We start from the raw sequence: 25,683 nt of genomic DNA, 5'->3' as shown, positions 1-25,683 counted from the left end.
TTAAAACTTTCCGGTTTGAAGCCTTCAAAATACAAAATATTCTTTTTCTTTTTCTTTTCGGTTAAGGTTTTTTCTCAAAATTTTTTGGGAGCATCTTCAGGAAACTATTCAGGAACCAACGCTCTGCCCTTAAACCCAGCCAACGTAGTGGATAGCCGTTATCTGCTCTTTGTACATGTGGGCGGGGTAGGTCTGGACCTTCAGAATAATTATGCCCGCTGGTCAGCCCCTTTTTCTTTTGTAACGATGGCTACCGGTACCTATGATGACAAATACAGAACAAGCCCAGGAGGCCCGCTAAAGTGGATGAATTCATACGCCGGCGTTAATCAGAACAGGAAGAATATCAGGATGATCCTCAACGTTGAAGGGCGTGGCCCGGCCATTCAGTATAACAATCAGAAGCATAAAACAGGAATTGCGATGGGAGTCAGATACAGACTGATGACTTCACTGAATAATACCTCAGAGCCGGTTGGAGAGGCTATTGTTACCAGTCTTAAGTCTCCCAATTACACCACAACCCCAAGTACCGGTAATGCTTTTACATTGAACAACGGGTTATATAATGAATATTTTATTACCATTGGTAAAGTCATCAAAGATGAAGATGAGGGCTTTTTTAAAGGAGGAATTACTTTAAAGAGGTTTGTGAGCGATTTTGCCACGAATGTAACAGGTACCGATATAGATTATCTGCTGAGCCGGACGCCTTCCAACTGGAAGCCCGGTATGATCAGAACCACCATAGACCTGCCTAAAACGGAAGGGTCTTTCAGCAATGTAACGGCAGGAAGCCTCGGGCTCAGCAGCCTCACAAAAATCAACGGGCTGGGGACAGGATTCGGACTCGATTTAGGCTTGATCTATGAATTCAGACCGGACGGAAGAAAATATGAATTTACCCATAACGGTCAGAGGGTATCTGATCCTACGAAAAACAAGTACAAATACAGAATCGGTTTTTCAATAGTCGACATAGGATACCTCAGGTACAGTGACCCTGGAATGGTAAATGTCGCCAACGTAAGCAGCACAAACGACAGGATAGAACCGGATGATTTCTACAAACTGAAAGGTACAGATGGTTTTATACGATCTATTGAAAATGTCTATTCCCTTGATCCCACCACTTATCAGCACAGTTATACGGTTTTGTTTCCGGCAACAACCATACTTAGTTTCGATTATGCTTATTCCGAAAAAATATATATTCATACCATCTGGCGACAAAGCGTTCTGCCCGGCAACAGGAGAGGGCCGATCGGGCACTCTGGAATCAGCGTGATTCCCCGTTACGAGCGGAAATATTTTGAGTTTTCTGCTCCGATATCGCTTGACAACAATTATTCTAATCTTAACGTAGGTCTGGCGGTCAGAGCGGGTGGGCTGTACCTGGGTTCAGATAATGCACTGGGCATTTTTAATATCGGGAATCCAAGAGGCATATCAGTATATGCAGGGCTTTTCCTTCCGATCTATGCAAGACTGCCGAAAAGCCCTCTGAAGTGCTATTATGATGAAAATTATAAGATCAAAGGCTACAGGAAAAAGAAACTGAGCTTCTTCAGAAAAGTGTAAATAGTACAATTAACAGGAAGATTCTATAAACAAAAAGCCTTCCGCTCAGCAGAAGGCCTTTTTCGTGACGAAGGCGAGACTCGAACTCGCATAGGCTAACGCCCACTACCCCCTCAAAGTAGCGTGTCTACCAGTTCCACCACTTCGCCATTTGAGCTGCAAATCTATAGTAAAACAGGCTTATTCCAAAACTAAGCGATAATTTTTTTAATCTTTTTGCAAGCTTTTACGTTCAAAGAAAAGCGGGTAAAAAAAATATTTGGATCCGCCATTTATTTTTGTCCAGTAATTATCAGGAATGAAAATTGTTTCTTTTTCTCTTGTACTTTGATTATCAGCATTTTTAGTCAGAAAGCTGCCGGTGCTATCTTGTCAGAATGCCCGGAGGGAAATCTTGGAAAATTTATAATAGAAAAAAAAGAAAAATTGGCACACACCTATAAACTGGTACAAAAATTGCCTTGTTAAATGATTAATGAAGATGAATCTTAAATTATAAAGACACACATACTTCGCAAATTATAACCATTAAAACTCAAAAAAGTAATTTCATTATAACAAGATTATGTCATCAAACGCAAATCTGACCCCGAAAAATGAATCTGAAAGGTTAAAAGCTTTGGAGAATTACAGGATTCTTTACAGCGAACCTGAAGAAGAGTTTGACCGCTTAACAAAATTAGCTTCTATTATTTGCGGAACTCCGATCTCACTACTTACCCTGATAGATAAAGAAATCCAATGGTATAAAGCAAAGCTGGGCTTGGAAAACGACTCCGTGCCGCTGAAATACTCTTTCTGTCAGTTTGCCATTCAGGACACAAAACTGCTTGAAATCGAAGACGCTACCAAAGACGAGAGAGTTAAAGAATTTCCTGGTGTAACGGGGGAGCCGTTTGTGAAATTTTACGCCGGTTTTCCCATCATTGATCCTGACGGATTTACGCTGGGCACACTTTGTGTGATTGACTACAAACCAAAAAAATTAACAGAAGATCAGCGTAATGCCTTCAAATTGCTGGCAGAAGAAGCGGCTTCACAGATTGTGTCGAGGAAGGAACGCCTGCAACTTGAAAATTTTGAAAACCTCTTTATTCAGTCCGAAGACCTCATCTGTATAACAGAAAACGACGGATCTCTGAAAAGAACCAACCCTTCCATCAGTACAACCATGGGCTGGTCGGAGGAGGAACTGATTAATTCCAATTATATAGATTTTGTCCATCCTGATGATCTTAAAGACATCAAAATGAAGATCCTCAGACAGGGCAACGGTAAGACTCCCCTGAATTTTACCAGCCGCTTTCTCACCAAATCGGGAGAAGTGAGGAACCTGGAATGGGTAGCCACGCCGGATGCCCTCAAAGAGCAACTTTATGCCATAGGAAGGGATATAACCAGCCAGACCAAAGCCCAGATAGAATTAAAGCATATCCGTGAAATCCTGATCCAAACCAACCAGGTGGCAAGAGTCGGCGGATGGAACATTGATGTCATCAACCAGACTGTCCAGTGGACTCACATGACCCGTGAAATCCACGAAGTAGGCCCGGATTTTGTTCCAAGCTGGCAGAACGGCACCGACTTTGTCAAAGGAGAAGACAATAAACAGCACGTAAGGGACTTATTCGCCCATGCTTTTGAAAAAGGCGATACTTTTGAAGAAGAACTGCAGATCGTTACCGCTAAAGGTCATGAAATCTGGATAAGGATAATCGCCAAATGTGAGAGCGTCGACGGCGTAGTGAAGAGGGTCTACGGAACATTCCAGGATATAGATGTTGAGAAAAAGAACAGGATGGCCCTCGATAAGGTTTTCGGTCAGCTGAAAGCCATTATGAATGCCAGCACTGATATCTCTATCATTACGACTGATAAATATGGCCACATAACCACCTTCAATAAAGGGGCAGAACTCATGTTGGGCTATAAAGCAGATGAAATTATGGGCCACTCTGTTTTCCAGGAAGTGCATGACGCTGCTGAAATGAACCAGAGAAGGGCGGAGCTGGGTAAAAAACTGCATGCGGATTATGCCGACGGCAGTACTTATTCCAATACGGAAGAATGGACCTACGTCCGCAAAGATGGCAGTAAAATCACGGTTGAAGTCTCAATAACGACACTTAGGGACGATAATAACAACGTCACAGGCTACCTGGGTATCGGTAAAGACATTACCAGCAAAAAGGTATGGGAAAGACAACTGCTGCTGAGCGAAGAAAAGCACAGAGGTTTCTTTGAAAATACCCAGGGTTTTATGTGTACACATGACCTTGAGGGCAATTTCCTGACCATTAACCCGGCAGGTGCCGAACTGATCGGTTATACGGTCGAAGAGGTGATAAAAATGACCATTTTTGATGTGGTGCCGAATCATGCCAGGGAAAACCTGAGTAATTATCTGAAAACGGTGGAAGAAAACGGTTTTTATAAGGGTTTACTGAATATTGTTCATAAAGACGGCAGTTTAAAGACCTGGATGTTCAATAACGTTCTTTCTGAACTGCTGGACGGTAAAAAATATGTCATAGGCAATGCTACCGACATGTCATCGAGGATCAGGATGGAGCGTGAGCTTATCAAATCCAAGATTGTGGCCGAGAAAAATGCCAGGGCCAAGGATGCCTTCCTTGCCAACATGAGTCACGAGATCAGAACGCCGATGAACGCCATTATCGGGTTTACTAAGCTTCTGATGGACACTTTCCTTGAAAGCGAGCAAAACGAATACGTCAAAAACATCAATATTGCCTCTGAAAACCTTCTGGGGATTATAAATGACATCCTGGATGTATCCAAGATCGAATCAGGCAACATTACGCTGGAAGAAATTCCGTTCAGTTTGTATGAGATCGTCAATAACATCAAGTCTGTCCTGAACGCCAAGGTGGAAGAAAAAGGCCTAACCCTTGATCCGTATCTGAATGAGAGTATTCCGAAGCGTATTTTGGGAGATCCTACGAGATTAAGCCAGATTTTGCTGAATCTTACCAATAATGCGATCAAATTCACAGAAAAAGGATCGATTAACATCATTGCGGACCTTGCCGAAGAAACCGAAGAGCAGGTAACCATCCAGTTTAACATCATTGATACCGGTATCGGTATTTCGAACGACAAGCTGAAGGTTATATTCGACCGTTTTTCACAGGCCAATACCGACACCACCCGTAAATATGGAGGAACAGGATTGGGTCTGAGCATCTCGAAATCACTGATCGAGCTTCAGAACGGTAAAATTAATGTAGAAAGTAAGCTGGGAGAGGGTTCTAATTTCTATTTCTCCCTTTCATTCAAGAAAGTGGTCGGTAAAGACGCCGAAGAAGATAAAGGTAAAAACGCCAACCTGAACAGCGACAAGGAAATCAAGGTGCTGCTGGTAGAAGACAACCTTCTGAACCAGAAACTGGCACTGAGGGTACTCGAAAAATTCGGGTTCCTGCCTGATCTGGCTCAAAACGGCAGAATTGCCGTTGAAAAAGTACAGCAACAAGCGTATGACGTCGTGCTGATGGACCTTCAGATGCCCGAAATGGATGGCTATCAGGCCACTACCTATATCAGGAATGAACTTAAAAACAACATTCCGATCATTGCTATGACCGCTCACTCCCTGGTAGGTGAGAAAGACAAGTGTATGTCGATAGGGATGAATGACTATATTCCGAAACCATTCTCTCCGGATGAGCTGTTTAATAAGATTACGACGTTTGCCAACCTCAATAAAGTGAAAATTGAGTCCTTAAACGGCAGCAGCCCTGTTAAGGAGGTTGTGGTAGACCTGACGCAGCTCAGGATACTATCTGAAGGCGATGTGGATTACGAAATGCGGGTGATTGACTCGTTCATTAACGAATCGGCGTTTGACCTCAAAATGCTGGAAGACGCGATCAATGAAACGGAATATGAAACCATCAAGGAGATTTCTCATAAACTAAAAGCTTCGTTTTATCATATAGGAGTAAACGAAAAGGGAATTCTTAAATTTATTGAAGACCAGGCCAATACCCGTACGGAAATAGAGTCTATCTACGGTAACTTCTATATTCTGAAGAATATTTTCAACCAGGCGACCATTTTCCTCAAGAAGGAGCAGAACAAGGCAAAGACTTTGACTCATTGATGAAGGTAAACGGAGAAAGGGAGAACAGAAAAAGGAAATTAGTCCATTTCAGACTGGTTTCCTTTTCTTTGTTTAATGACGATAATATTTTAGATTAATTATTTCTTAATTTCCGGTAAAAGTATTATTTTGGGATATATTTAACCCAAAACCTGAGAATCTATGGCCAGAATTATACTTCTTCTGATGCTTTTGGCCGTTTGTTTTTTCCTCGGGACCCGCGATTACCCGTTTTTGACGGGTGCGGCAGTCATCACCTCGTGTCTTTTTGTCCTCTGGCTGATCAGCCTTATTTTACAAGATTCCAGTATCATTGATATTTTCTGGGGCATGGGCTTTGTCATTGCTGTATGGTTTTACAGGTACAAAACCGGTTTTTCAGACCTCAGGTCATTGATATTCTGCATCATGGTCAGCCTGTGGGGTTTAAGACTCAGTCTCTACCTGGCTATCAGAAACATAGGTAAAGGCGAAGATTACCGGTACCGGGAATGGCGTCAGCAATATGGCCAAAACTGGTGGTGGGTGTCTTTGTTCAGGGTATTTCTGCTGCAGGGCGTCATTTTATGGGTTGTTTCTTCTTTATTTGTACCCGCCATGTCCAGGACTTCCTTTGGTTTTTCAGAATATGTCGGCATTTATTTCTGGGTCGTAGGCATCCTTTTCGAAGCCGGTGGTGACTGGCAGCTGATGCAGTTCAAAAAAGACCCTGAAAACAGGGGAAAAGTATTGAACACAGGATTATGGGCAATGACCCGGCATCCCAATTATTTCGGAGATGCCCTGATCTGGTGGGGTTATTTTCTCTTTGTGTTGCCCTCCGGGCAATACTTCTATGTATTCAGTCCTTTACTGATGAGCTTCTTGTTAATGGAGGTATCCGGCGTTACCTTACTCGAAAAAAAGCTGAGTGAATCAAAACCGGGATATGCTGATTACATAAAAAATGTCCCGGCGTTCTTTCCTAAATTGCCGGGAAGAAGACGGTAAACTACATTGATTATCACTGATAATAAGGAGATTACAAAAATAAACTACATTTCTTATACTCCCCATCTGACGTCCTTTTCGTGGCTTAAATCAGAAGATTTTTTTAATTTTTCCAAGATTCTAAAAATCTTAGCAACATCTTGCTAATAAAGTATTTAAATTTACTTCGTCAAAAAAGGGAGAATGCTATGATATACATATTTGCCAGAATCGGAAGCAAAGACCGGTGGGTAGTAGAAGCCGATACCGAACAACAAGCCAGAAAAGTGGTAAGAAGCTCCGGAAGCTATCAAAAAGACATAGAACTGGTAGCTACAAAGGTCGTGGAAGGCTTTTCATTCAAATTTCAGTCCCTGGATATTTACAGGCCGGAGCATGTGGCAGGGTAGCTGCTGCAGGTTTCCGGTCATTATGGTGCCAGAAGTTTCGTGCCAGGCTCCATATTATTATTGATTTTAGCGGGCATATAGAAAGTCGCAACCAGTCTCCCGTTGTGAACGGATAAAACGAGTGATAAAAAATGTTTGGCATACTTTACGGTATTTATCCTGCAGACAAAAAGCCGTTTCCGGACGCAATACCACTTGCAAACATGAACAGTCAGAAAAAAAATGAACGACAACGACACTAAGCGGCTTTCCCGGCTGACTGCCATATTAACACAGTTACAAACGAAACGTCTTTTGAATGCAACGACACTCGCAGAAAAATTCAGCGTGAGTATCAGGACAATTTACCGGGACATAAGGGCTTTGGAACAAGCGGGTGTTCCGATTATTACGGAAGACGGGAAAGGTTATTCGCTGATGGAAGGTTACAGGGTTCCGCCCGTAATGTTTACAGAGGCACAGGCGAATGCGTTAATTACCGCAGAACAATGGGTTCAGAAAAACAAAGACACTTCATTCATTAAAGATTACACCGAAGCCATTGAAAAAATAAAATCGGTCCTGAAACGCAACACGAGAGACAAAGTTAACTTAATTTCAGAAAGAACACGGTTTGACCAGAATACCCGTGAGGAAAGAAACAGCAGCAGCTTATCTGACCTGCAATTTGCTTTGACAAATTTTCGCCTTACAAAACTTGAATACATCAACGAACAAAACAATACCACCACCCGGCATATTGAACCGTTTGCATTGTTAAGCACCGAAAATTGGTTGTTGGTTGCCTATTGCCGGCTAAGAAGTGAATTTCGTTTTTTCCGTTTGGACAGAATTAAAAAATTGGAAATACTTGCCGAGAAATTTGAGCCGCATAAAATAACCTTGCAGGAATATTTTGAAAACTACTACTAGTTTCTTTTTGACCCCTGACATAAGGCTGTCATTTACGAGGGATAAGTTTGAGCATTAATTCATCTTTAAAAGAATAAAAATGACAAACGTAATTAACTCAGCCAATTTCCCGAAACCCACTCTTATTTCAGTCAACGGTGCAGAACTGGAAGTCTTTGAAGCAGGTAAACAAAATGCGGGAAAACCTATTGTCCTCTGTCACGGTTTTCCGGAACATGCTTTTTCCTGGCGTTATCAGGTTCCGGCACTTGTTGCAGCCGGCTATCATGTCATCATTCCAAACCAGAGAGGCTATGGCAACTCATCCAGGCCGACCGAAGTAACTGAATACGACATTGAACACCTGACAGGTGACCTGGTCGGACTACTCGATTACTTTGGATATGAAAATGCCACTTTTGTTGGTCACGACTGGGGTGCAAATGTCGTTTGGAGTCTGGCTTTATTGCATCCTGAACGGGTAAATAAAGTAATAAACCTGGCTTTGCCTTATCAGGAACGTGGGGAAACGCCTTGGATTGAATTCATGGAAGCCTTTTTTGGAGGAGACTTCTATTTCGTGCACTTCAATCGGCAACCGGGAGTAGCAGATGCGATAATGAATGAAAACACCTCCCGGTTCCTCCGTAACATATTCCGCAAAAACGTATCTCTCACACCACCAGAGCCCGGAATGTTAATGATAAATCTTGCAAGAGCAGAAAAACCACTTGGGGAACCTTTAATGGAAGACAACGAACTGTCTGTCTTTGTTTCTGCATTCGAGTCATCAGGCTTTACGGGAGGTATAAACTGGTACAGAAACCTGGACAGAAACTGGCACTTAATGGCGGACATAACCCCAATCATTCACCAACCGACTCTTATGATATATGGTGAACAGGATACGATTCCCAAGTCTGAAAACCTGAAAAATATTGTTCCTGATCTGGATATCGTCAGTCTGGATTGTGGTCATTGGATTCAACAGGAAAAGCCGGAGGAAACTACCCAATCAATTTTGAAGTGGTTGGAAAAACAAAATGCTTAAATAAGTAATTAGAAGCATATTACCCTCAAAGCCAAACAGATTGGAGACCACGGTTGCAAAAAACCATTAGTCCAAACCATCTGTTTGGCTTGTTTACGACACAAAAGAGTCGAATGTTCCGACGATAAACCAGAGTGAGGCCGTTGATGAGGCACTATGTATACCGTAAACAGACAGTTCCGGAAGCACATTTGGGGCTGATAGCATTGATTACAGGCAATATCCCTGCAAACTACTCATTCAGGCATTGAGGCACCCATCATTGAACATCACCTAGACCGGCTCCTGGTAAATGCCCAGTATGTTTCCTGCCGGGTCGCTGAAATGTGCGGTGATTTCCGGGGCCTGGAAGCCTAATTCCCTTACTATTCTGCCTCCGTTTTCTTCGATCGCGTTTATTGTGGCTTCGGCACTGTCAACCATAATACTGACGATGATCCCCGGATCTGTGTGGGGTTTTGTGCCCGTAACCCACATACCGCTTACTTCCCCCACACCATCGTCAAACGAGAAATGTCCGTTGCCGTGTTCTCTTATATTCCATCCGAACACATTTTTATAGAACGATACAGAAACGGCGATATCCAGGGAAGGTATCTCGAGATAACATATTTTCCCGTTACCCCGGGTAGGTCTTTCATTGCTGCTCATATGGCTGTTATTTTGAAGGTTGATTAATTTTTTAGCTGTAAGCTGCAGGCCTTAAGCCACAGGCTTTTAGCTTTAAGCAGATATTTTTATTACTTATTAATTCAAAGACAGACATTGTATGCAAGGTCTCTGTAAATGATTTATTCCAGCCTGAGCCGGGCTCAGGTCATTCAGGCATTCATCATTGAAACATTCAAAATTCACTTATTGTCCAATTCGAATGCAATCAGCAGATTGCCGGGAATTTCGCCAAACATACCATAACCGGAATTGACAAAGAGCATATTGCCGGACACGACAGGAGAGGGGCCGTCAAGAGAACCGCCTTTTCCTTTTACGCCGTTAACCGTCTGGTAGTCACGGATGGTGTTAAAGTCCCAGATAATCTCGCCGCTCTCAGCCTTATAGGCCCTGATATGGCCATCGAGGGTTCCGGCGAATACCAGGCCCGGCAAAGCCAGCGGTGCGGCAGAATTTGCCGGAATACAAGGAACCACACCCGGACAAGCGGGCGTAGCCTGATACCAGAGGGTTTTTCCGGTAGCCACGTCAAGGGCAAATAAGCCCGGAGCAGCCTTCAATCCAGGTTCACCCGGATTCAGGGCATAAAAATTATCCGCATTCGCCACATATACTTTGCGGCCGTCTGAGGCCATGCCCCAGTGAATACCGCCGAGCATTCCGCCTTTACCGACGCGGTTTTGCCAGATCACATGGCCGCAAACCGGATCCAGGCCGTGCACCATGCCCGATTTCTGACCCACCACCAGGATGTCTTTGCCGGCATTGCCGCCTTTGATCAGCAGGGGAGCCATACCGAAATCAAAGTCAGGGCCGCTCTTTTCAGGACAGTTGGGGGCATCGGGACAGGCTAAATTCCAGGCGTCGTTTTGCGTCGCCTGAAAAGTCCAGACCAGTTTGCCTGTTTTTATATCGATGGCCTGGATGGCATCGCTCGTTTTTGAAGGCGGGTTGGTATAATTCTCTCCCGTACCGATATACACCAGGCCTCTCTGAACATCTACTGTAGGGCTGCACCATACCGGGGCTCCGGATGGTCCGTAGAAATCTGCTCCGTTCTTCTTTTTACCGCTGATTTTAGCTTCTTCGGGGATCACACGGTGTCTCCATCTGATTTCTCCTGATACGGCATCCAGGGCCACGAGTTCCCCGGAAGAGGTGCAACAATTGTAATCAGGATTCGCTGTAGAGTTGATTTCAAAGGAAGTGAGTGGCACCAAAACTGTGTTTCCGGAGACAGCCACAGAGCCTGTATTGGCTGATAAAGGGTGTTTTCCCGACCTTTTCTTCCAGATCAACCGGCCGCTGGCCAGGTTCAGTGCATAGACATTGGTGGAGTAATCCGCAAAATAGACCCTTAATCCGCTGGCAGCGGGTGCAATAGCCACCGCACCGCGAATGGCGGCATCTGCTTTAAATTCCCAGCCTATTTTACCTGTTCTCTTATGGATAGCATAGACTTCCCCGTATTGTCCGCCTACAATGAGCCAGTCACCCGCTATGGCAGGCTTACTTCTGACCTGTGTGCCTTCAGGAAAAGCGAACGCCCATTTCAACTTTAATGAACCGACGTTGTCAGCATTGATGCCGGAGTATTTTACAAATCCAGTGCCTTCCGGATTTCCACCCCAGCCTGATTCATAACTGACTTTCTGGGGCAGATAAAACTTTGTATAGGCTTCTGACGGTAGCTTTGTATCGGTTAAAGCCCTGCCTGTGAGCCATTGGGCCACCGCTTTTCTTTCTGTATCGGTGAGAGCCTGGCCTTGTACCTTCATTTTTCCGGTGATCAGGGCCGCATAAATCGCTTTGGAGCTCATGCCCGACAACAATTCCTGTCCGGGGGCTCCTTCGACCCCTCCCTTGGTATGGCAAACACTGCATTTATTTTGATAGATGTCCTTTCCAAGGGCTTTTACAGAATCCGGAAGGGCGTTTTGAGCGAAAACGTAAGCTGATGATAAAACCAGGACAATCGACATCATCCCGAATAGTGATGCTTTCATAGTAAAACAGGCTTTGAATTTGGGTCGGTTTATTCAAATGTACAAAATAGCTGTAAGCAATCATCAAAGAGCTGCCGGCTTTTTTGAAGTTTTCTTTACTCCGGAATTTCAATTCTTTCAAATAAAGAACCTGATCACCCCCCGCTTAAAATCTTCAGGAGGTTCCGGTTATTGACTAATACAAAGCTGATAAACAATAATTTATGATCCAAACCAGATTCCGGCAACCAGGAAAACCGAACAAAGGATGACCAGCATCACCAGCATGGGAGTGATGAAACGCATCCAGGCTTTCAGGCTTACGTTGACCAACGCCAGAGAGGGCAGCAAAAGGCTGGTAGGGGACACAAAAAACATGATATTAATGCCATAAAGGTAGGCGTTGACAATTTCCCGGCCGGGAATATTGACAATAATCGCCATGGCCCCGATAATCGGCATGGTCAGCACGGCCATGCCTGAAGAAGAACTGATGAACAGCGAGAAAAACATATAAAAGACCATCAGCAGCAATATGAACAAAGCCGGAGGCATGCCACCGACCAACTGAGTGCCATAAAAAAGCAGGGAATCACTTACATGGCCTTCATTAAGAATGACCGTAACGCCCCTGGCTACACCCACAATAAAGGCTACAGTAAGCAGGCTCTCGGCTCCGCTGACAAATTCTCTGACGAACTTTTTCTCTGAAATTCCTGAAATAAACGCCACCAGGATGGATGAGCCCAGAAAGAGTGCAGACATCTCGAGGGTCCACCAGTCATAAAATACGACACCAAAAATCATCACCAGGAAAGTAAGCAGGTATATCAGCAATAACAACTTTGTTTTCAGGTCAAGCTTCGGGGATTCATTTCCCTCCGTAAGGTGCATCTCATATGGCGACGCCACATGTCCGTCTGTCTGGAAAACCAGTGAGGCTGACGGATCTTTCTTTACTTTGCGGGCATAACGAAGCACATACCAGGTCATCAGAGGAGTGGCGATGGCAAAAAGAATGAGCCTCTCATATAAACCATCCATCCAGTTGATCCCGGCGGCATTGGAAGCTATAATGGTGGAAAAGGGGTTTGAAAAACCAGGGATGCCGCCAATGGTAGTACCTCCGAAAATAACGGCCAGGGGCACCATCAGGTCATATCCCGCCGCCAGGAACAGCGGCACAAGAATAGGATAAAACACCAGGGCTTCTTCTTCCATGCCATAAGAAGACCTCAGAAAAGCAAAAATAAAGATCAGGATGATGATCAGCCAGGACTCGCGGCCTTTCATGGTATGAGAAAGCGAGGCGATGCCTTTGAAAATGGCCTGCGTTTCATTAAAAACGTACATAAATCCGCCTATTATGAGGATAAACAGGATGATGTCGATGCTGTCATATATTCCTTTTACAGGGGCCTGTATGATGTTGACAAAACCCTGGGGGGTTCTTTCCTGCACCTGGAACGTGCCCGGCACAGACACCGGTTTGCGGATATCGCCATGCCTGAATTTTTCAAGAGAAATATTAAGTTTAAGGCTGTCCAGCGTCTTTTGGGTAAACGGAAAGGTTACTTCTCCGGATGGCGTGGTCATGACAAAGTTTTTCCCGGCATTGGCCGTCAGTTTATTGTATTGCCCTGCCGGCAACAGCCAGGTACTGATGCCCGCCAGCACGATAATGACCATCAGGATGGTAATCGGCTGGGGAAATGATTTCTTTTTTGACATATATTGATAGTAAAATACGTATTATACTCTTAAACCAGGGACTTATTGATCTGAAAGAAAAAAGCTTGCACCCACAGCCCGGCAGGGGATGGTAAACTAAATATATAAATAATTCTTAATTAATCCTGACACTCAGTAAGCCAAACAGGCTCAATAGTATTTCAAAACATGACTCTTCACAAGTGCTTCACTTCAGGCATTATGTCAGACCGGTCATAATAGGTGTAATATCCGTCAATCAGTTTCTCTTTATCAAAATGAATAACAAAATTCATTCTTATTGAACTGGTATGCTCCCGGTAAACCATTTTATTGGAAAAATAGGCGATAACCTGCACTCCCGGTAGTTCTTTCGTTCCGAGGTTGTTATCCAGGGAAACCGGCAGATAACTTGCGTTTTCAATGGTCATCGATTTCAGGCCTGAAGTGCTTACATAGTTTTTCCACCATGAAAGTACTTCGGCTTTTCCTACCAGTTTTGTCTGGGTTTCATCCGGGAAATAATACACTACGCTGTCGCTCATCATACTTCCCCAGTTGTCGATGTCAAGGCTGCTCATTAGGTCAAGTGATTTCTCTGCCAGGATGCCGTAATCTGAAGAAGCAATGCTGTAATGCTCTGCTTCACGGGGTTCTTCAGAGCACCTGAATGCTGGAATAAGTACTGATACAATGCCTATCAGAGAATACAGCGGCTTTTTTATGAAATGCTTCATAACGATGGTGATTAGAATATAACACGACTGAAACAAATTGTAAAATTTGTGTGGATTACTAACCCTAACGATCTCAGCAAATGGTAGCTCACTGACTATCACAAAGTTATATTCAGCCATTAAAAACGTGTTGGTCTATCTGGTCAATCGCTTGGTTTATTTGGTCAGAAGCTTGGCTTATTGTTGTGGGGGTATAATTTTCAATGAGTGAGTGATTGAATGGGAGATTATTAAATACTTCAGTGAAGGAATATTTCAATGATTGAATGGATTCAGGACGCGACGGAATACTATTAAGATTAAGCTGCAGATACGCACAGGCGTGCTTATCTGCAGGAATATGTCTTTGAGAAAAGCTGAGTACTAACAGGCTTATTTTGCCTCATTCGCTTTCAGAACCCTCAGGATATTGCCTCCAAGGATTTTGTTGAGGTCTTTTTCAGAATATCCTTTTTCTAGCAGGGCTTTGGTGATCAGCGGGTAGGAGGTGACGTCGTCAAGTTGCTGCGGAGCCGACTCAATGCCGTCAAAATCAGAGCCCAGGCCCACATAGTCAACACCCACTAACTTAATGATGTACTCGATGTGTTGTATCAGTAAAGAAAGCGGGGGTCTCAGGGCTGTTACTTCATCAGGATATTTAGAGAACAAATACTCGCCAACCAGGTAATCTGCCATTCCGAGGCGGGTGAGCGAATCGCTTTCTGTCTTATGGCTGTTTATAAAGGCGTCGCTTTTACGCTGATAAGTACTGTCAATGAATCCTGAATAAAAATTGACCTGGACAACCCCGCCATTTTTGGCGATGGCCCTGATCTGCTCGTCTTTGAGGTTTCTCTGGTGAGGACAAATGTTATAAACAGAGCTATGAGAGGCAATGATCGGTTTACTGGTGGTTTTTATGACATCCCAGAACGTTTTTTCTCCGACATGACTGATGTCCACCATCATGCCCAGCGTGTTCATTCTTCTGACAATCTGCTTACCAAGATCTGATAAGCCTTTATGATCCAGCGTTTTACTGAACGTTTCATCAAAAGCACTGCTGGCCCAGGGCGTGGAGTTGTTCCAGGTGAGGGTCATGTACCTCACACCTCTTTTATAGAGATAATCCAGTTTTGTCATGTCATCTTCGATCATGTGACCGCCTTCTACGCCGATAAGGGCAGCTATTTTCTTCTGATTAACGGCCTTATAAAGTTCAGTGCTGTTGGCCACCTTCACGATCTTGTCCGGATTGCGTTTTATAACGGCATCCAGCGAGTCTATCTGTCTTACGGCAAATTCAAAAGGCTTCACCTGGTTGCCGTCAGACCAGACGGAGAAGAATTGTACGTCAAGACCGCCCTGTTTCCATCTTTTGAGGTCACTATGCGTTTTACCTTTAAGATCATTGTCAAAAACGAACCCCTTTTCCATGGTTTGGGTCAGGATATCGTTATGTGTATCTACCAATATGGCCTTCTGATGGACTTGCTGATAGGATTGTGCCAACACTTGCTGAGAAAAAAAGACAAGCAGGATTATGATTTTTGACTTCATAAGGGATTAATGCTTTATTCTGTTTACAACGGGTTGAAACCCGCAGCTGTACTATTTTACCCGGTTATATTTTTTAAGGATCGCGATGAGTTCTTTGTGGGGTAATCCGTAGGCTTTGTTGCCGTTGATGCCCTCCATGGTTTCTGCCGCCACCATGGCATTAATGATGGCTTCTTCAACAGCCTGCACGGTGGCTTCAAACAAAGGATTGATGAGATCATTGGGAAATTCATCCAGTTTAGCGAAATTCTCCCGCTGAAATGCTCCGGGGTTGGCCGTGGAAAACGCCAGGAAAATATCCCCGGAACCATTTTCGCCTCTGCCACCCACTTTTCCGATACCCAGTGGCACCCTGGCGGCTATTCTTTTCAGCTGGTGGGGTAATAAGGGAGCATCTGTTGCTACTACGACAATGATGGAACCGTCACCGGGTTGATAGGAGGGCGGGGCTTTGAATTCGTAGTTCAGGGTGTCTTTCAGCTCTTTCCCGACGGGTACGCCTGCCACGGTGAAGTTCCGCTTGCCTCCGAAATTGGACTGTACCAGCACCCCGACGGTATAAGTTGAGTCTTTTACGCTGACCACCCTGGACGAGGTTCCGGTGCCGCCTTTAAAACCCAGACACATCATGCCCGTGCCGCCGCCGACGTTTCCTTCGGCCAGAAGGCCGCTTTTAGCGTTATCCAGGGCCTCATAAGCATGTTTTTCCTGCACATGGAAGCCGTAAATGTCATTCATGAAGCCATCGTAGGTTTCGGCCACAACAGGGTAAGTGTACCAGAAATCCTCGTTATACCATTTGTTTTTGACATACCATTTTAACACCGCGTCCCGTACGACACCTACGCTGTTGGTGTTGGTGATCATGAGCGGACCTTCCAGGAAGCCTGATTCCGTGATCCAGGTGGTTCCTGTCATTTCGCCGTTGCCGTTGAGCGAATACCAGTTGGCATACACCGGATTGTTCTTTCTCCCCCTTGGAAAAATGGCAGTTACCCCGGTTCTTACCGGGCCTTTGCCTCTTATATTCTTTCCCTGACCCGAAATAATCGTGCTGTAACCCACTTCAACGCCTTTGACATCGGTGATGGCATTGAACTTACCAGGATTACCGTCAAAAGGCACGCCGATATCCCTTGCCCTGGGCTTTTGGGCGATGGTCAGGGCAGGAACAAGCAGAAGAGAGGCAATAAATACTGATGCTTTCATGTAATGGCTACATTTTAAATCGTGATGAAAAAACTGACGATCACGCACTTCCGGGAATAAATCCGGATCAATGACGATTCCGTCTTTTAAGGATTCCGCCACTGGCTTCCTTGATCGTGTTGGCAAACACAAAGGCCCGCGGATCCACTTCCGCGATAAGATTTTTCAGTTTCCTCAGTTCCAGCCTGGTAATGACGGTAAATATGATGTCGCAATCGGCACTTTCGTCAAAATTCCCCGGCAGAAAGCCCCTCTCACCTTTGTAAACCGTGATTCCTTTGCCCATGGTGTTAACGAGCTGGTGTTTGATTACCTCACTCTTGCTTGAAATGATCGTGACCCCTGTATGGGCCTGGAGGCCTTCCACTACATAATCGATCGTCCTGGTGGCTGTAAAGTAAGTCAGGATAGAGTATAAGGCTGTTTCAATACCAAACTGAAAGGCGGCGATGGTAAATATAATGATGTTGATCCCCAGAATGATCTCAGAAATGGTAAATGAGGTTCTTTTCAGGGTGTAAAGGGCCAGTACTTCAATCCCGTCGAGAGCTGCACCTGCCCGCATCACCAGCCCGATGCCTATGCCGAGAAATGCCCCGCCGAAAATGGAAATGAGCAGTTTATCATGGGTGAGTGAAAATTGGGGAAGCAGTACCAGGCATATGCCCAGTAAAACCACACTGATAAATGTTCTCAATGCAAAAGTTCTGCTGACCGTAAAAAAACTGACGATGATAAAAGGGATATTCAGCAAAATAATGACCGCCGCAAGGTTTATATGATAGATTTCGTGAAGTAATAAGGAAATACCTGTCACCCCACCGTCAAAGAAATGGTTGGGTACCAGGAAGCCTTTTAAGGCAAAGGCGGCGATAACGACCCCGACCACCATAGACACGGCGTCTTTCAGCAGGTTTACAGAAATACTGTTTTTTTTCAGATGTTTTGAGTGTTCCAATTTTGAGACAAGATTAAATAAGTTTTTTTGTTTTCCTTTTTCTCTGCTTTTCCGGGCGACTTTCGTAAAGTACTGGTGCTCTGAAACGAATTCAACCTGTTTCTGGTCCCATTCTTCCCTGTTTTTTATCATTCCGTTATGGTGGAATTCTTTGTACAGCTTTTCTGCTTTGGCCGGGTAATCATCATCTCCGAAATAGAAAAGATCGGCGTCGCAGAGTATCTGGCTAAGCTGGTTGTCGGCAGATTGCGGTAGTTTGGTAGACATGATCATCGAACAGATGCTCTCAATCTGGTCTTCGGTGTAATCATAGTCAGGCAGGTATTTCCGGGCGAGTTTACATGAGAGCATTTCATGCTCTATATGGCTCTGAAGAAAGCCCGCGTCGTGAAATAATGCAGCTGTCTTGAGCAATGTCAGTTCATCGCCGGTGATGTTCTCTGAGGCCGCCAGTTCTTCAGCATATTGAATCACACTCAGGGTATGGGAAACGTCATGATAAGTGGTATAAGAGGGTAATCCGGTTTGTAATTTTTCTATTAAAAAAGAATAAACCTGTTCATATTTCATACGATTTCAGTTAGTTTTCAATGAGAGAATAAAAGAATGATAGAGTGAATGAATGATAGAATAAATGAATGATTGAATGTTTACCCGACCTGAACTTTGTTCGGGCGGGAATGAATAGTAGAACGATTATCCGGTCGAACGGTGAGGCAGGACGCGATAACTTTCGTTTTCCATACTCCATTCTCCTTCTTCCATCAGTTAAGTACTTCATATAACATTACTTTGGCCGCCTTGTTTTTCAGGGTCGATGCTCCGATCTGCTTACAACTGAATGATTGCTTTACTTTTTCGTAGCACTCTTCCGTAATAAGCACCTGGTTTATGCCCGCGGCACCCTGTAGTCTCTGAGCAGTATTGACAATGTCGCCTATGACGGTGTAATCCAGCCTTTTCAGAGTGGCAGACCCGATATTGCCTGAGACCATTTCTCCGCTATTGATGCCTATCGAGACTTTGGGTGTAAAACCATGATCAGCCGGTAACTGATCAATCTTGCTTTTTATGCTAAGACAGGCGTCGATGGCCCTGTCGAGATGAAAAGGGCCTTTGAAAACTGCCATAATGCAGTCTCCGATAAACTTATCGACGATGCCGTTCTGGGCAATGATTTCCTTTACCATCAGATCAAAATACTGGTTCAGCATTTTCACGACAGTGTCGGGTGTTTCTTTTTCACTGATAGAAGTAAAACTGCAGATATCAATGAAGGCCACCGAGCCTTCAATCGTTTCATTATCGGTGAGTGAATTCTCATATTCTCTCGTTCCCATAAAGTTAAGGACATTCTCATCCACATACATCTTCAGGATATTGTTTTCCTTGATGGCTTTCAAGGTTTCCCTGAGCTGTTTTACATGCCCGATGGTTTTTTCCATCGTCAGTTCCAGGTCCTGGAAATTGACGGGTTTGGTGATAAAATCAAAAGCCCCGCGGTTCATGGCCACCCGGATGTTGTCCATGTCGCCATAGGCTGAGACCATGACCGCTTTGATCAGCGGATTGCCTTCGCCCAGTTTGGTCAGGAGGGTCAATCCGTCCATTTCGGGCATGTTGATGTCGCTCAGTACAATTTCTATATCAGGATGTTCTTCTATTTTATGAAGGGCATCCTGTCCGTTGACGGCAAAAACAAATTCATATTGCTGTTCCCTGATTTTCTGTCTGAATTTCTGACGAATAAGCGTTTCCAGGTCTGCTTCGTCGTCGGCCACTAAGATCTTGGTCATATCAATTGGGTTTTTAGCTTTTCTTTTAATTTAGGAAAATCTACAGGCTTGGTTAAAAAATCATCAGCCCCGAGCTTCATCGCTTCGTTGTAGTTCTCATCATCGCCGTAAGCTGTGATCATCATGACTACCGGGGGTGGTTTTTCATATTTTAATTTAATATGTTTCAGCAACTCGAGTCCGCTCATCCCCGGCATGTTGATGTCGGATAAAATCAGAACTGCTTCGTTTTCATGGCCCTCCATGTATTCGATGGCTTCTTCGCCCGAAAAAGCAAAAGCAAACTCCATCTCCTTATTCCGGATTTCGCTTCTGAATCTCTGGGTAAAAAGCATCTGTACATCGGTTTCGTCGTCTACTACGAGAATTTTCATTTTTCTATGGCTTTTTATTAGTAAATTATTTCTATTCGGGTAAACTGATAATGAAGGTGGTACCCGTATTTTCTGAATCGTTTTCCTTTGTTTCCACTTTCAGTTCACCATTATGGCCTTTGGTGATGATGTCATAGCTCAACGACAAGCCCAATCCCGTGCCTTTTCCGGTGGGTTTAGTGGTAAAAAAAGGTTGAAAAATTTTTTCTTTTATCTCTTCCGGAATTCCCTTACCGTTATCGCATACCCTTATTTCCACTCCTTCAGGTACCTTTTTAGTAATGATTGACACACTTGGCTCATATTTTAGTCCTGCCGCGATCATGTCCACTTTCTTCTCTGTTACCGCATAAAATGCATTGGTCAGTAAATTCATGATCACCCTTCCGACGTCTTGAGGAACTATGTTAATTTTCTTTATCGAGTCATCGAAATCTGTTTTCAGGGTTGCGTTAAAAGACTTGTCCTTTGCCCGGAGGCCATGATAGGAGAGACGCAGGTATTCGTCGCACAGAGCATTGATATCGACCGGTTCTTTTTCATTCGAGCTTGCCCTCGAATGTTGCAACATGCCCTTAACGATGGCATCAGCCCGTTTTCCATGATGATTTATCTTTTCCAGGTTTTGGATAACATCATCTGCAAGATCTCTTGCTGCCTCACCATTACCCATATCCATCTCTGCCTTCATTTCGTCGAGCAGTTCTTTGCTTACTTCTGAAAAATTATTGACAAAATTTAACGGGTTTTGTATCTCGTGGGCAATGCCGGCGGTGAGTTCGCCTAAACTTGCCATTTTTTCAGATTGAATGAGTTGGGACTGGGCAGACTTCAGTTCATTAAGCGTTTGCTCCAACTCTTCTTTTTGTCTTGTTAATTCTGCGGTGCGTTCTTTTACCTGCACTTCCAAAGCAGCTTTTAAAGTTTCGGTTATTTTATATTCCTTTTCTTTTTCTTCATTTTTTAGCCGCTCATTTTCAAGCTCTTTTTTTTGTTTGTTATTAATAATGAGCATAGCTATCATCCAGACAACAGCGAACATTACGGCTGTCCCGAAATAATCCTCCGTGCTTTTATAAAAATCATGATCTACTGCTTTAACTACATCTTCAATAAAGTTGATAGCTGTTAAAGGCAACAGTGCATATATCAAAGGTTTTGCCGAAAGAAACTCTTTTTGCGTAAATATCAGATACAATAACGAGAAAAACAGTGCATGACTGAGCCAAATTGCGATCTGCACGTTTTCTTTCAGGATGGAATTAAGCACGATCAATGCGATGCAAAGAAATACACCAGTCCAGATAAGTTTATCCCATTTGGATAGCAGTCCGGCTGTTTTAAGAGTTTTGCGTAATTGACTCAAAATGATGAGTGTCAGTATCGTCTGTAAAACCATAACTACATTAGTAATATTTAAAAAAGTTATGCATGCAAAGTAACAATAAACTCCGAAAATATCCTTCTTTGTCCCTACTTTCAATTCTCTTCCACTCCTTTGCAAATACCGTTTCAGGTGCCTCAGGAGTTAAATAATTTCCTGGCTTCCGTATTTTTATACACTATAAATTCTTATAATCCGATTACCTATGTACTCAGGCAACAGGGAAATTAATGATAAACTCACTGCCCTCTGTCTCTTTCGTTTCTACTTTCAATTCCCCGCCATGGGCTTTGACAATATCATAAGCCAGGCTCAACCCCAAACCGGTGCCTTCTCCGGTTGGTTTGGTGGTGAAAAAGGGCTGAAATATCTTATCTTTCACAGCCTCAGGTATTCCGCTTCCATTGTCAGAAATTCTTATCAGTACCTGATTATCTTTTCGTTCTGTTTTAACGGTTACCAGTGGCTTTTCCACTCTTTTAGTTGCATAAAACGCGTTATTGATCAGATTTAGCAAAACTCGGCCAAAATCCTGCTGGATCACTTCGACTTCAGGCAGACCAGGATCCAATTCCATCTTGAATTCAGCCTTAAAGCTCTTGTCATTGGCCCTGAGCCCGTGATAAGCCAGACGCAGGTATTCTTCGGCCATCGCATTGATGTCTATCAGCTCTTTTAAGCCCGAACTGGCCCTTGAATGCTCCAGCATGCCTTTGACAATACTGCTGGCCCGCTTGCCGTGGTGATTTATTTTTTGAAGATTACCTGAAATATCGGATAAAATGTCGTTTTCAAGTTCCTCGTCACGTTCTCCTTTATCCTTTTTTCGTTCTGCCGCCAGTTCTTCAATCAGCTCCACACTCACTTCGCTGAAGTTGTTAACAAAATTCAAAGGGTTCTGAATTTCATGGGCGATGCCTGCCGTCAGCTCACCAAGACTCGCCAGTTTTTCGGACTGGATAAGCTGGGCCTGTGTATTTTTAAGTTCAACAAGGGTATTTTCTACTTTGCTTTTTTCTTTCTGCAGTTCGGCTGTCCGGCTCGATACCATGCTTTCCAGACGCTGGTTTTCTGCCTGGAGCAGATTTTCATTCTCAGTTTTCAGGATGTTTATCTTGGCCGCAATGGCCAGTGAAAATAAAATTGCCTGAAGGGCTATGCTTATCAGGAGGTTGTTATGCGTAAACCAAGAGTAGGTAATGTAGCCGAAGAAATAGAAAAGCAGGTAAGGAATGGATATAAAAGTAGGGATGTAGGCAATGATATAGACTATGGCCGGCTTGAACTGGTGCCTCAGCCTGATGATACCGATGATGAACAGAAAAACAGAGGCCAGGCCCGAAATCATGGTGGTGAGCTGTTCCAGGCTTCTTACCCTGGCTAAAGCAAATATGAGAGACAATACAAAAATCCCCATAAATGCAAAGAAAATCTTTGATATCCAGGGGTGTTCTTTCCTGCTGATGTTGAGGAAAACATAGCTAAACCAAAAGCTGAAAAATGCTGAAAAAGGAGCTACGCTGTTGTAAAAAATGTGGTTCCAGCTGGTATCCTTAAAATACCAGACGGCACCGAACGAACCGGTGATCGTAATGATCTGGATACTTAAAAAGAACATGTAGACTGCCAAAAGCATATACTCGGTTTCGCGGACCCTTAAATAGATCAGCAGATGATAAAGGATCACACAAAGGATAATGCCCAGTAACAAACCTTCGAGCATGGAGCCTTGGAAATTCTGGATTAACAAGGCCCGTGAAGTGAATATCCTGGCAGAAAAGGTTTTGTAGGGCAGCCTGTTTATTTTGAGTAAATATTTCGTACTTACATCCGGATCTATGTTTAAATCGAAAACATCGGTGGAATGGTTGAGGTATTTTTCCTTTTCATCGGTCAGAATACCGCCTTTCGACAGGAGCATGAGGCCCTTCTGATCCCATTTGAATAATTCCAGTTCAAAACTCTGGATAATGGGCAGGGTCAGGTAAAGGGGAGAGGTGCCGGCTTTTACCTCGAATAAAAACCAGTAGTCAAATTTCCCTTTCTCATCGGCCTGCAGTTCAGAATTGACAAATGTCCTGAAATCTGCCGCTCTTTTCACCACTTCATCTGCCGGTACGCCTTTGTCCGTTTTCAACATGGCCGCATGCCCGGAAACAGGGTAGGGTTCTTTGCTTTCGGCGTCTACCCGGATAACACTGACCGGCGGACTCTGTGCATCGACGGGACTGCCGGCCGAACAGAAAAACAAAGCCATGATGATCCGCAAGGCCATTTTAAGGGCATCGGTCCGGTTTGCTATTTCCCGACGATGAAAAGTTTTCATACGCTTTGTAAAGATTTAATATCCTGTTTTTTTCCTGCCTGTATGATATAAATAATGTTTAACACAAAAACAGCAAAAGTGAGCAGCTTCAGAAAGTTGGCTTCGGGGTGGTGCAGCCACACAAATACGCTCATAAACGAATTCCCGAAAAACTTCGTCCAGGCCACACTCCGCGTAGCGATCAGCCCGGATGCTTTCCGGGTGGCGTTATACACAAACAATGAGGCCATTACCACGGTGATCAGATAGGCTGAGGTAGTTCCCATTTTGGTATCAAGGCCTTCGGTTTCAAAGCAGTAGAATACCGGGACCCACCAGACCACAAGCAGCAGGAGAAAAGGGGTAAACAATTTTCCGAAAACGTTTTTGTCCATTTGCGAAGCCCCGTATTTCACCGTATAAATAAATATGCCGACATCCATTAAAAACCATATCCGCAGGCCCCATTCAAACAAAACACCCAGATCGGTGTACAACAGAAATGCCCAGGCAAACTCCCAGGCAATATTGGAAGCCACGGCCAGAAACGGCATTTCCATCCTTTTAAACCGGATGGCATTCCTGATGATGATGAAATAAGCCACGTTCCAGAAAATAGTCCCTGCCAGCAGGAAGACAATCTGGGTTATGGTATAGGTTTCAAGGTTAATAAAAGGGTGCTTCATGTGTTTTAGTGTTTTTTATGTACATGATTAAAGCCACTCCACTCGGTAAGGGCCTTAGGCAGATAAAAATTAATGAGATTGGCTGCCGACATCCGCTTCAGCATAAAAGCCGTGGACACTTTGACAAAAAACTGGAGCACCATGGCCAATATCAGGCTGTGGTCGATAACTTCCATCACCCCCGTCACTATTTTTATCCTTTTCTGCAGTTTCGCAATACTTTTGTCGTCAGATGCCGGTACTTCCAGCATGTCGGAGATTTTGTTTCCCATCAGCAAACGTAGCATGTCCACATTGGTTTTGGGTCCCAGGAACATGGCTGATTTTTTATGCTGAAACTCCAGCAGTGCTTTCATCAGGTGAGAACCCTGGTAGCTGGGTGCCATCTGATGGTCCAGGATGCTGTAGCCAAGTTTGAGGGCATCGGCCGAATTGTCTGGCAGAAGGTCGTGGTCGAGACCCATAATGTGTCCGATGACCCGCCAGCAGTGGATGTAAGCCTCTTTCTCTACCGGTTCCAGGTCTATGCCCATTTGTGAAAGCCCCTCGAGAATAAGCGAGGAAAACGACATCAGCGTACCGGCCATGTCTTCCTGGTTAACCGGCTCACCGTACAAGTTAACGTCCCAGTCGTTTTTGAGGTAATGCCTGATTACGGCGTGAATCAGACGCACCTTCTGAGCGGCAATAAGTCCCCGCCCCTCCGGTGAAAGCCCACCAGGAGACATGGCAAACATCACAAACTGGGCAGTTTCTACTATCCGGCGTGAAAACGTGTCCATCGAGCCATGTTGTTCATTCAGGCGGGCCGTCCGGTGCAGTACCTCAGCTCCTTTGGCACAGGCGTAGCATTCCGGCAGCGATTTATAAGACAGGAGCAGGCTTACCCAGATGCCATGCCGGATAAAAGTCTGTTGCCCAAGGTGTATCAGGTCTTTATCTGCCCAGGAAGGTAAGCGGGCACTTTCTTTAAAATATTGCTTTAATTCATCCGGGGCATCGTCCGGTAAGCGTTGAAAATCACTTGTAATAAGCTGGAAAAGGTGGTTTACTTTTCCCAGCCCCTTGTGATTCATCATGACTTCGACCAGATCGTCTGCAAACGCATCTTTTCTGAGCCGTTTACTTTCAAGAAATTCGGGCGACCAGTCTTGTGTAGTCTTAGTGTCCATCGCGTCAACTTTCTTCAAAGCCCTTTTTTTCAATGCCTTATACCAGATAATAAATGCGATGGAGGCTATCAGAAAAACTCCCGGCAGGGTTAAAAGGATAATTTTAGTCATAGGTTTATATAGGT

At 44.2% G+C, this 25,683-nt stretch carries 19 protein-coding genes and 1 tRNA gene; 6 read left to right on the top strand and 14 right to left on the bottom strand.

Going from position 1 to position 25,683, the window contains the following annotated elements; translation table 11 throughout:
• Positions 1–84 precede the first annotated feature (84 nt).
• Positions 85–1,581 carry a DUF5723 family protein gene (locus GVN16_RS18390; RefSeq protein ID WP_166565384.1) on the top strand — a complete coding sequence of 499 codons (1,497 nt, stop codon included), beginning with the start codon at positions 85–87 and terminating at the stop codon, positions 1,579–1,581.
• Positions 1,582–1,646: 65 nt separating this feature from the next.
• Here the strand turns inward: GVN16_RS18390 and GVN16_RS18385 are convergent.
• Positions 1,647–1,730: transfer RNA gene (locus GVN16_RS18385), tRNA-Leu, on the bottom strand.
• A gap of 416 nt (positions 1,731–2,146) precedes the next feature.
• On the opposite strand from GVN16_RS18385, the gene GVN16_RS18380 reads away from it, so the two are divergent.
• From GVN16_RS18380 to GVN16_RS18360, 5 genes are all read left to right on the top strand, one after another.
• Positions 2,147–5,707 (top strand): PAS domain S-box protein, encoded by a 3,561-nt coding sequence (locus GVN16_RS18380; protein WP_166565383.1) that lies wholly within the window; start codon positions 2,147–2,149, stop codon positions 5,705–5,707.
• 162 nt (positions 5,708–5,869) lie between these two features.
• The gene (locus tag GVN16_RS18375; RefSeq protein ID WP_166565382.1) at positions 5,870–6,697 is read left to right on the top strand and encodes a DUF1295 domain-containing protein; all 828 of its coding nucleotides are present in this window, start codon (positions 5,870–5,872) and stop codon (positions 6,695–6,697) included.
• Positions 6,698–6,885: 188 nt separating this feature from the next.
• Positions 6,886–7,086, top strand: a complete 201-nt coding sequence (locus GVN16_RS18370; protein ID WP_166565381.1) for a hypothetical protein — start codon at positions 6,886–6,888, stop codon at positions 7,084–7,086.
• Positions 7,087–7,308: 222 nt separating this feature from the next.
• On the top strand, positions 7,309–7,998 hold the full coding sequence (locus GVN16_RS18365; protein WP_166565380.1) for a YafY family protein: 690 nt from the start codon (positions 7,309–7,311) through the stop codon (positions 7,996–7,998).
• Between the two features lie 79 nt (positions 7,999–8,077).
• The gene (locus GVN16_RS18360) at positions 8,078–9,028 is read left to right on the top strand and encodes an alpha/beta fold hydrolase (RefSeq protein WP_166565379.1); all 951 of its coding nucleotides are present in this window, start codon (positions 8,078–8,080) and stop codon (positions 9,026–9,028) included.
• A gap of 273 nt (positions 9,029–9,301) precedes the next feature.
• On the opposite strand, the gene GVN16_RS18355 is transcribed toward GVN16_RS18360, so the two are convergent.
• The 13 genes from GVN16_RS18355 to GVN16_RS18295 all read right to left on the bottom strand — a co-directional run bounded on the left by GVN16_RS18355 (position 9,302) and on the right by GVN16_RS18295 (position 25,669).
• Positions 9,302–9,679: a VOC family protein gene (locus GVN16_RS18355; protein ID WP_166565378.1), complete on the bottom strand. Its 378-nt coding sequence runs from the start codon at positions 9,677–9,679 to the stop codon at positions 9,302–9,304.
• 200 nt (positions 9,680–9,879) lie between these two features.
• Positions 9,880–11,706, bottom strand: a complete 1,827-nt coding sequence (locus GVN16_RS18350; protein WP_166565377.1) for a PQQ-binding-like beta-propeller repeat protein — start codon at positions 11,704–11,706, stop codon at positions 9,880–9,882.
• A gap of 201 nt (positions 11,707–11,907) precedes the next feature.
• A complete protein-coding gene (locus GVN16_RS18345) occupies positions 11,908–13,416 on the bottom strand; it encodes a YfcC family protein (RefSeq protein ID WP_166565376.1) in 1,509 nt (502 codons plus the stop codon).
• 176 nt (positions 13,417–13,592) lie between these two features.
• Positions 13,593–14,132: a hypothetical protein gene (locus GVN16_RS18340; protein ID WP_166565375.1), complete on the bottom strand. Its 540-nt coding sequence runs from the start codon at positions 14,130–14,132 to the stop codon at positions 13,593–13,595.
• A 372-nt stretch (positions 14,133–14,504) separates the two neighbouring features.
• Positions 14,505–15,674: a dipeptidase gene (locus GVN16_RS18335; protein ID WP_166565374.1), complete on the bottom strand. Its 1,170-nt coding sequence runs from the start codon at positions 15,672–15,674 to the stop codon at positions 14,505–14,507.
• Between the two features lie 51 nt (positions 15,675–15,725).
• Positions 15,726–16,883, bottom strand: a complete 1,158-nt coding sequence (locus GVN16_RS18330; protein WP_166565373.1) for a P1 family peptidase — start codon at positions 16,881–16,883, stop codon at positions 15,726–15,728.
• A 67-nt stretch (positions 16,884–16,950) separates the two neighbouring features.
• On the bottom strand, positions 16,951–18,411 hold the full coding sequence (locus GVN16_RS18325) for a YitT family protein (RefSeq protein WP_166565372.1): 1,461 nt from the start codon (positions 18,409–18,411) through the stop codon (positions 16,951–16,953).
• 194 nt (positions 18,412–18,605) lie between these two features.
• Positions 18,606–19,637, bottom strand: a complete 1,032-nt coding sequence (locus GVN16_RS18320; protein ID WP_166565371.1) for an adenylate/guanylate cyclase domain-containing protein — start codon at positions 19,635–19,637, stop codon at positions 18,606–18,608.
• A complete protein-coding gene (locus GVN16_RS18315) occupies positions 19,634–20,011 on the bottom strand; it encodes a response regulator (protein WP_166565370.1) in 378 nt (125 codons plus the stop codon). The genes GVN16_RS18320 and GVN16_RS18315 overlap by 4 nt, the downstream gene beginning before the upstream one ends.
• Before the next feature lie 31 nt (positions 20,012–20,042).
• Positions 20,043–21,494 carry a sensor histidine kinase gene (locus tag GVN16_RS18310; protein ID WP_229244235.1) on the bottom strand — a complete coding sequence of 484 codons (1,452 nt, stop codon included), beginning with the start codon at positions 21,492–21,494 and terminating at the stop codon, positions 20,043–20,045.
• A gap of 112 nt (positions 21,495–21,606) precedes the next feature.
• The gene (locus tag GVN16_RS26135) at positions 21,607–23,721 is read right to left on the bottom strand and encodes a 7TM diverse intracellular signaling domain-containing protein (protein ID WP_229244233.1); all 2,115 of its coding nucleotides are present in this window, start codon (positions 23,719–23,721) and stop codon (positions 21,607–21,609) included.
• The gene (locus GVN16_RS18300; RefSeq protein ID WP_166565369.1) at positions 23,718–24,386 is read right to left on the bottom strand and encodes a hypothetical protein; all 669 of its coding nucleotides are present in this window, start codon (positions 24,384–24,386) and stop codon (positions 23,718–23,720) included. The genes GVN16_RS26135 and GVN16_RS18300 overlap by 4 nt, the downstream gene beginning before the upstream one ends.
• A gap of 5 nt (positions 24,387–24,391) precedes the next feature.
• Positions 24,392–25,669 (bottom strand): oxygenase MpaB family protein, encoded by a 1,278-nt coding sequence (locus GVN16_RS18295; RefSeq protein WP_166565368.1) that lies wholly within the window; start codon positions 25,667–25,669, stop codon positions 24,392–24,394.
• Between the last annotated feature and the right edge of the window lie 14 nt (positions 25,670–25,683).

It is taken from the genome of Emticicia sp. CRIBPO (genome assembly GCF_009905725.1).
Classification (GTDB): Bacteria; Bacteroidota; Bacteroidia; order Cytophagales; family Spirosomataceae; genus Leadbetterella.
Note: the sequence above shows the minus strand (reverse complement) of the source record. Positions and strands in the feature narration are given on the sequence as shown.

Excerpts from the sequence above, each read along its gene's own strand:
- GVN16_RS18380 (WP_166565383.1), top strand. The coding sequence starts at position 2,147 with ATGTCATCAAACGCAAATCTGACCCCGAAAAATGAATCTGAAAGGTTA.
- GVN16_RS18375 (WP_166565382.1), top strand. The coding sequence starts at position 5,870 with ATGGCCAGAATTATACTTCTTCTGATGCTTTTGGCCGTTTGTTTTTTC.
- GVN16_RS18370 (WP_166565381.1), top strand. The coding sequence starts at position 6,886 with ATGATATACATATTTGCCAGAATCGGAAGCAAAGACCGGTGGGTAGTA.
- GVN16_RS18365 (WP_166565380.1), top strand. The coding sequence starts at position 7,309 with ATGAACGACAACGACACTAAGCGGCTTTCCCGGCTGACTGCCATATTA.
- GVN16_RS18360 (WP_166565379.1), top strand. The coding sequence starts at position 8,078 with ATGACAAACGTAATTAACTCAGCCAATTTCCCGAAACCCACTCTTATT.
- GVN16_RS18355 (WP_166565378.1), bottom strand. The coding sequence starts at position 9,679 with ATGAGCAGCAATGAAAGACCTACCCGGGGTAACGGGAAAATATGTTAT.
- GVN16_RS18350 (WP_166565377.1), bottom strand. The coding sequence starts at position 11,706 with ATGAAAGCATCACTATTCGGGATGATGTCGATTGTCCTGGTTTTATCA.
- GVN16_RS18345 (WP_166565376.1), bottom strand. The coding sequence starts at position 13,416 with ATGTCAAAAAAGAAATCATTTCCCCAGCCGATTACCATCCTGATGGTC.
- GVN16_RS18340 (WP_166565375.1), bottom strand. The coding sequence starts at position 14,132 with ATGAAGCATTTCATAAAAAAGCCGCTGTATTCTCTGATAGGCATTGTA.
- GVN16_RS18335 (WP_166565374.1), bottom strand. The coding sequence starts at position 15,674 with ATGAAGTCAAAAATCATAATCCTGCTTGTCTTTTTTTCTCAGCAAGTG.
- GVN16_RS18330 (WP_166565373.1), bottom strand. The coding sequence starts at position 16,883 with ATGAAAGCATCAGTATTTATTGCCTCTCTTCTGCTTGTTCCTGCCCTG.
- GVN16_RS18325 (WP_166565372.1), bottom strand. The coding sequence starts at position 18,411 with ATGAAATATGAACAGGTTTATTCTTTTTTAATAGAAAAATTACAAACC.
- GVN16_RS18320 (WP_166565371.1), bottom strand. The coding sequence starts at position 19,637 with ATGACCAAGATCTTAGTGGCCGACGACGAAGCAGACCTGGAAACGCTT.
- GVN16_RS18315 (WP_166565370.1), bottom strand. The coding sequence starts at position 20,011 with ATGAAAATTCTCGTAGTAGACGACGAAACCGATGTACAGATGCTTTTT.
- GVN16_RS26135 (WP_229244233.1), bottom strand. The coding sequence starts at position 23,721 with ATGAAAACTTTTCATCGTCGGGAAATAGCAAACCGGACCGATGCCCTT.
- GVN16_RS18300 (WP_166565369.1), bottom strand. The coding sequence starts at position 24,386 with ATGAAGCACCCTTTTATTAACCTTGAAACCTATACCATAACCCAGATT.
- GVN16_RS18295 (WP_166565368.1), bottom strand. The coding sequence starts at position 25,669 with ATGACTAAAATTATCCTTTTAACCCTGCCGGGAGTTTTTCTGATAGCC.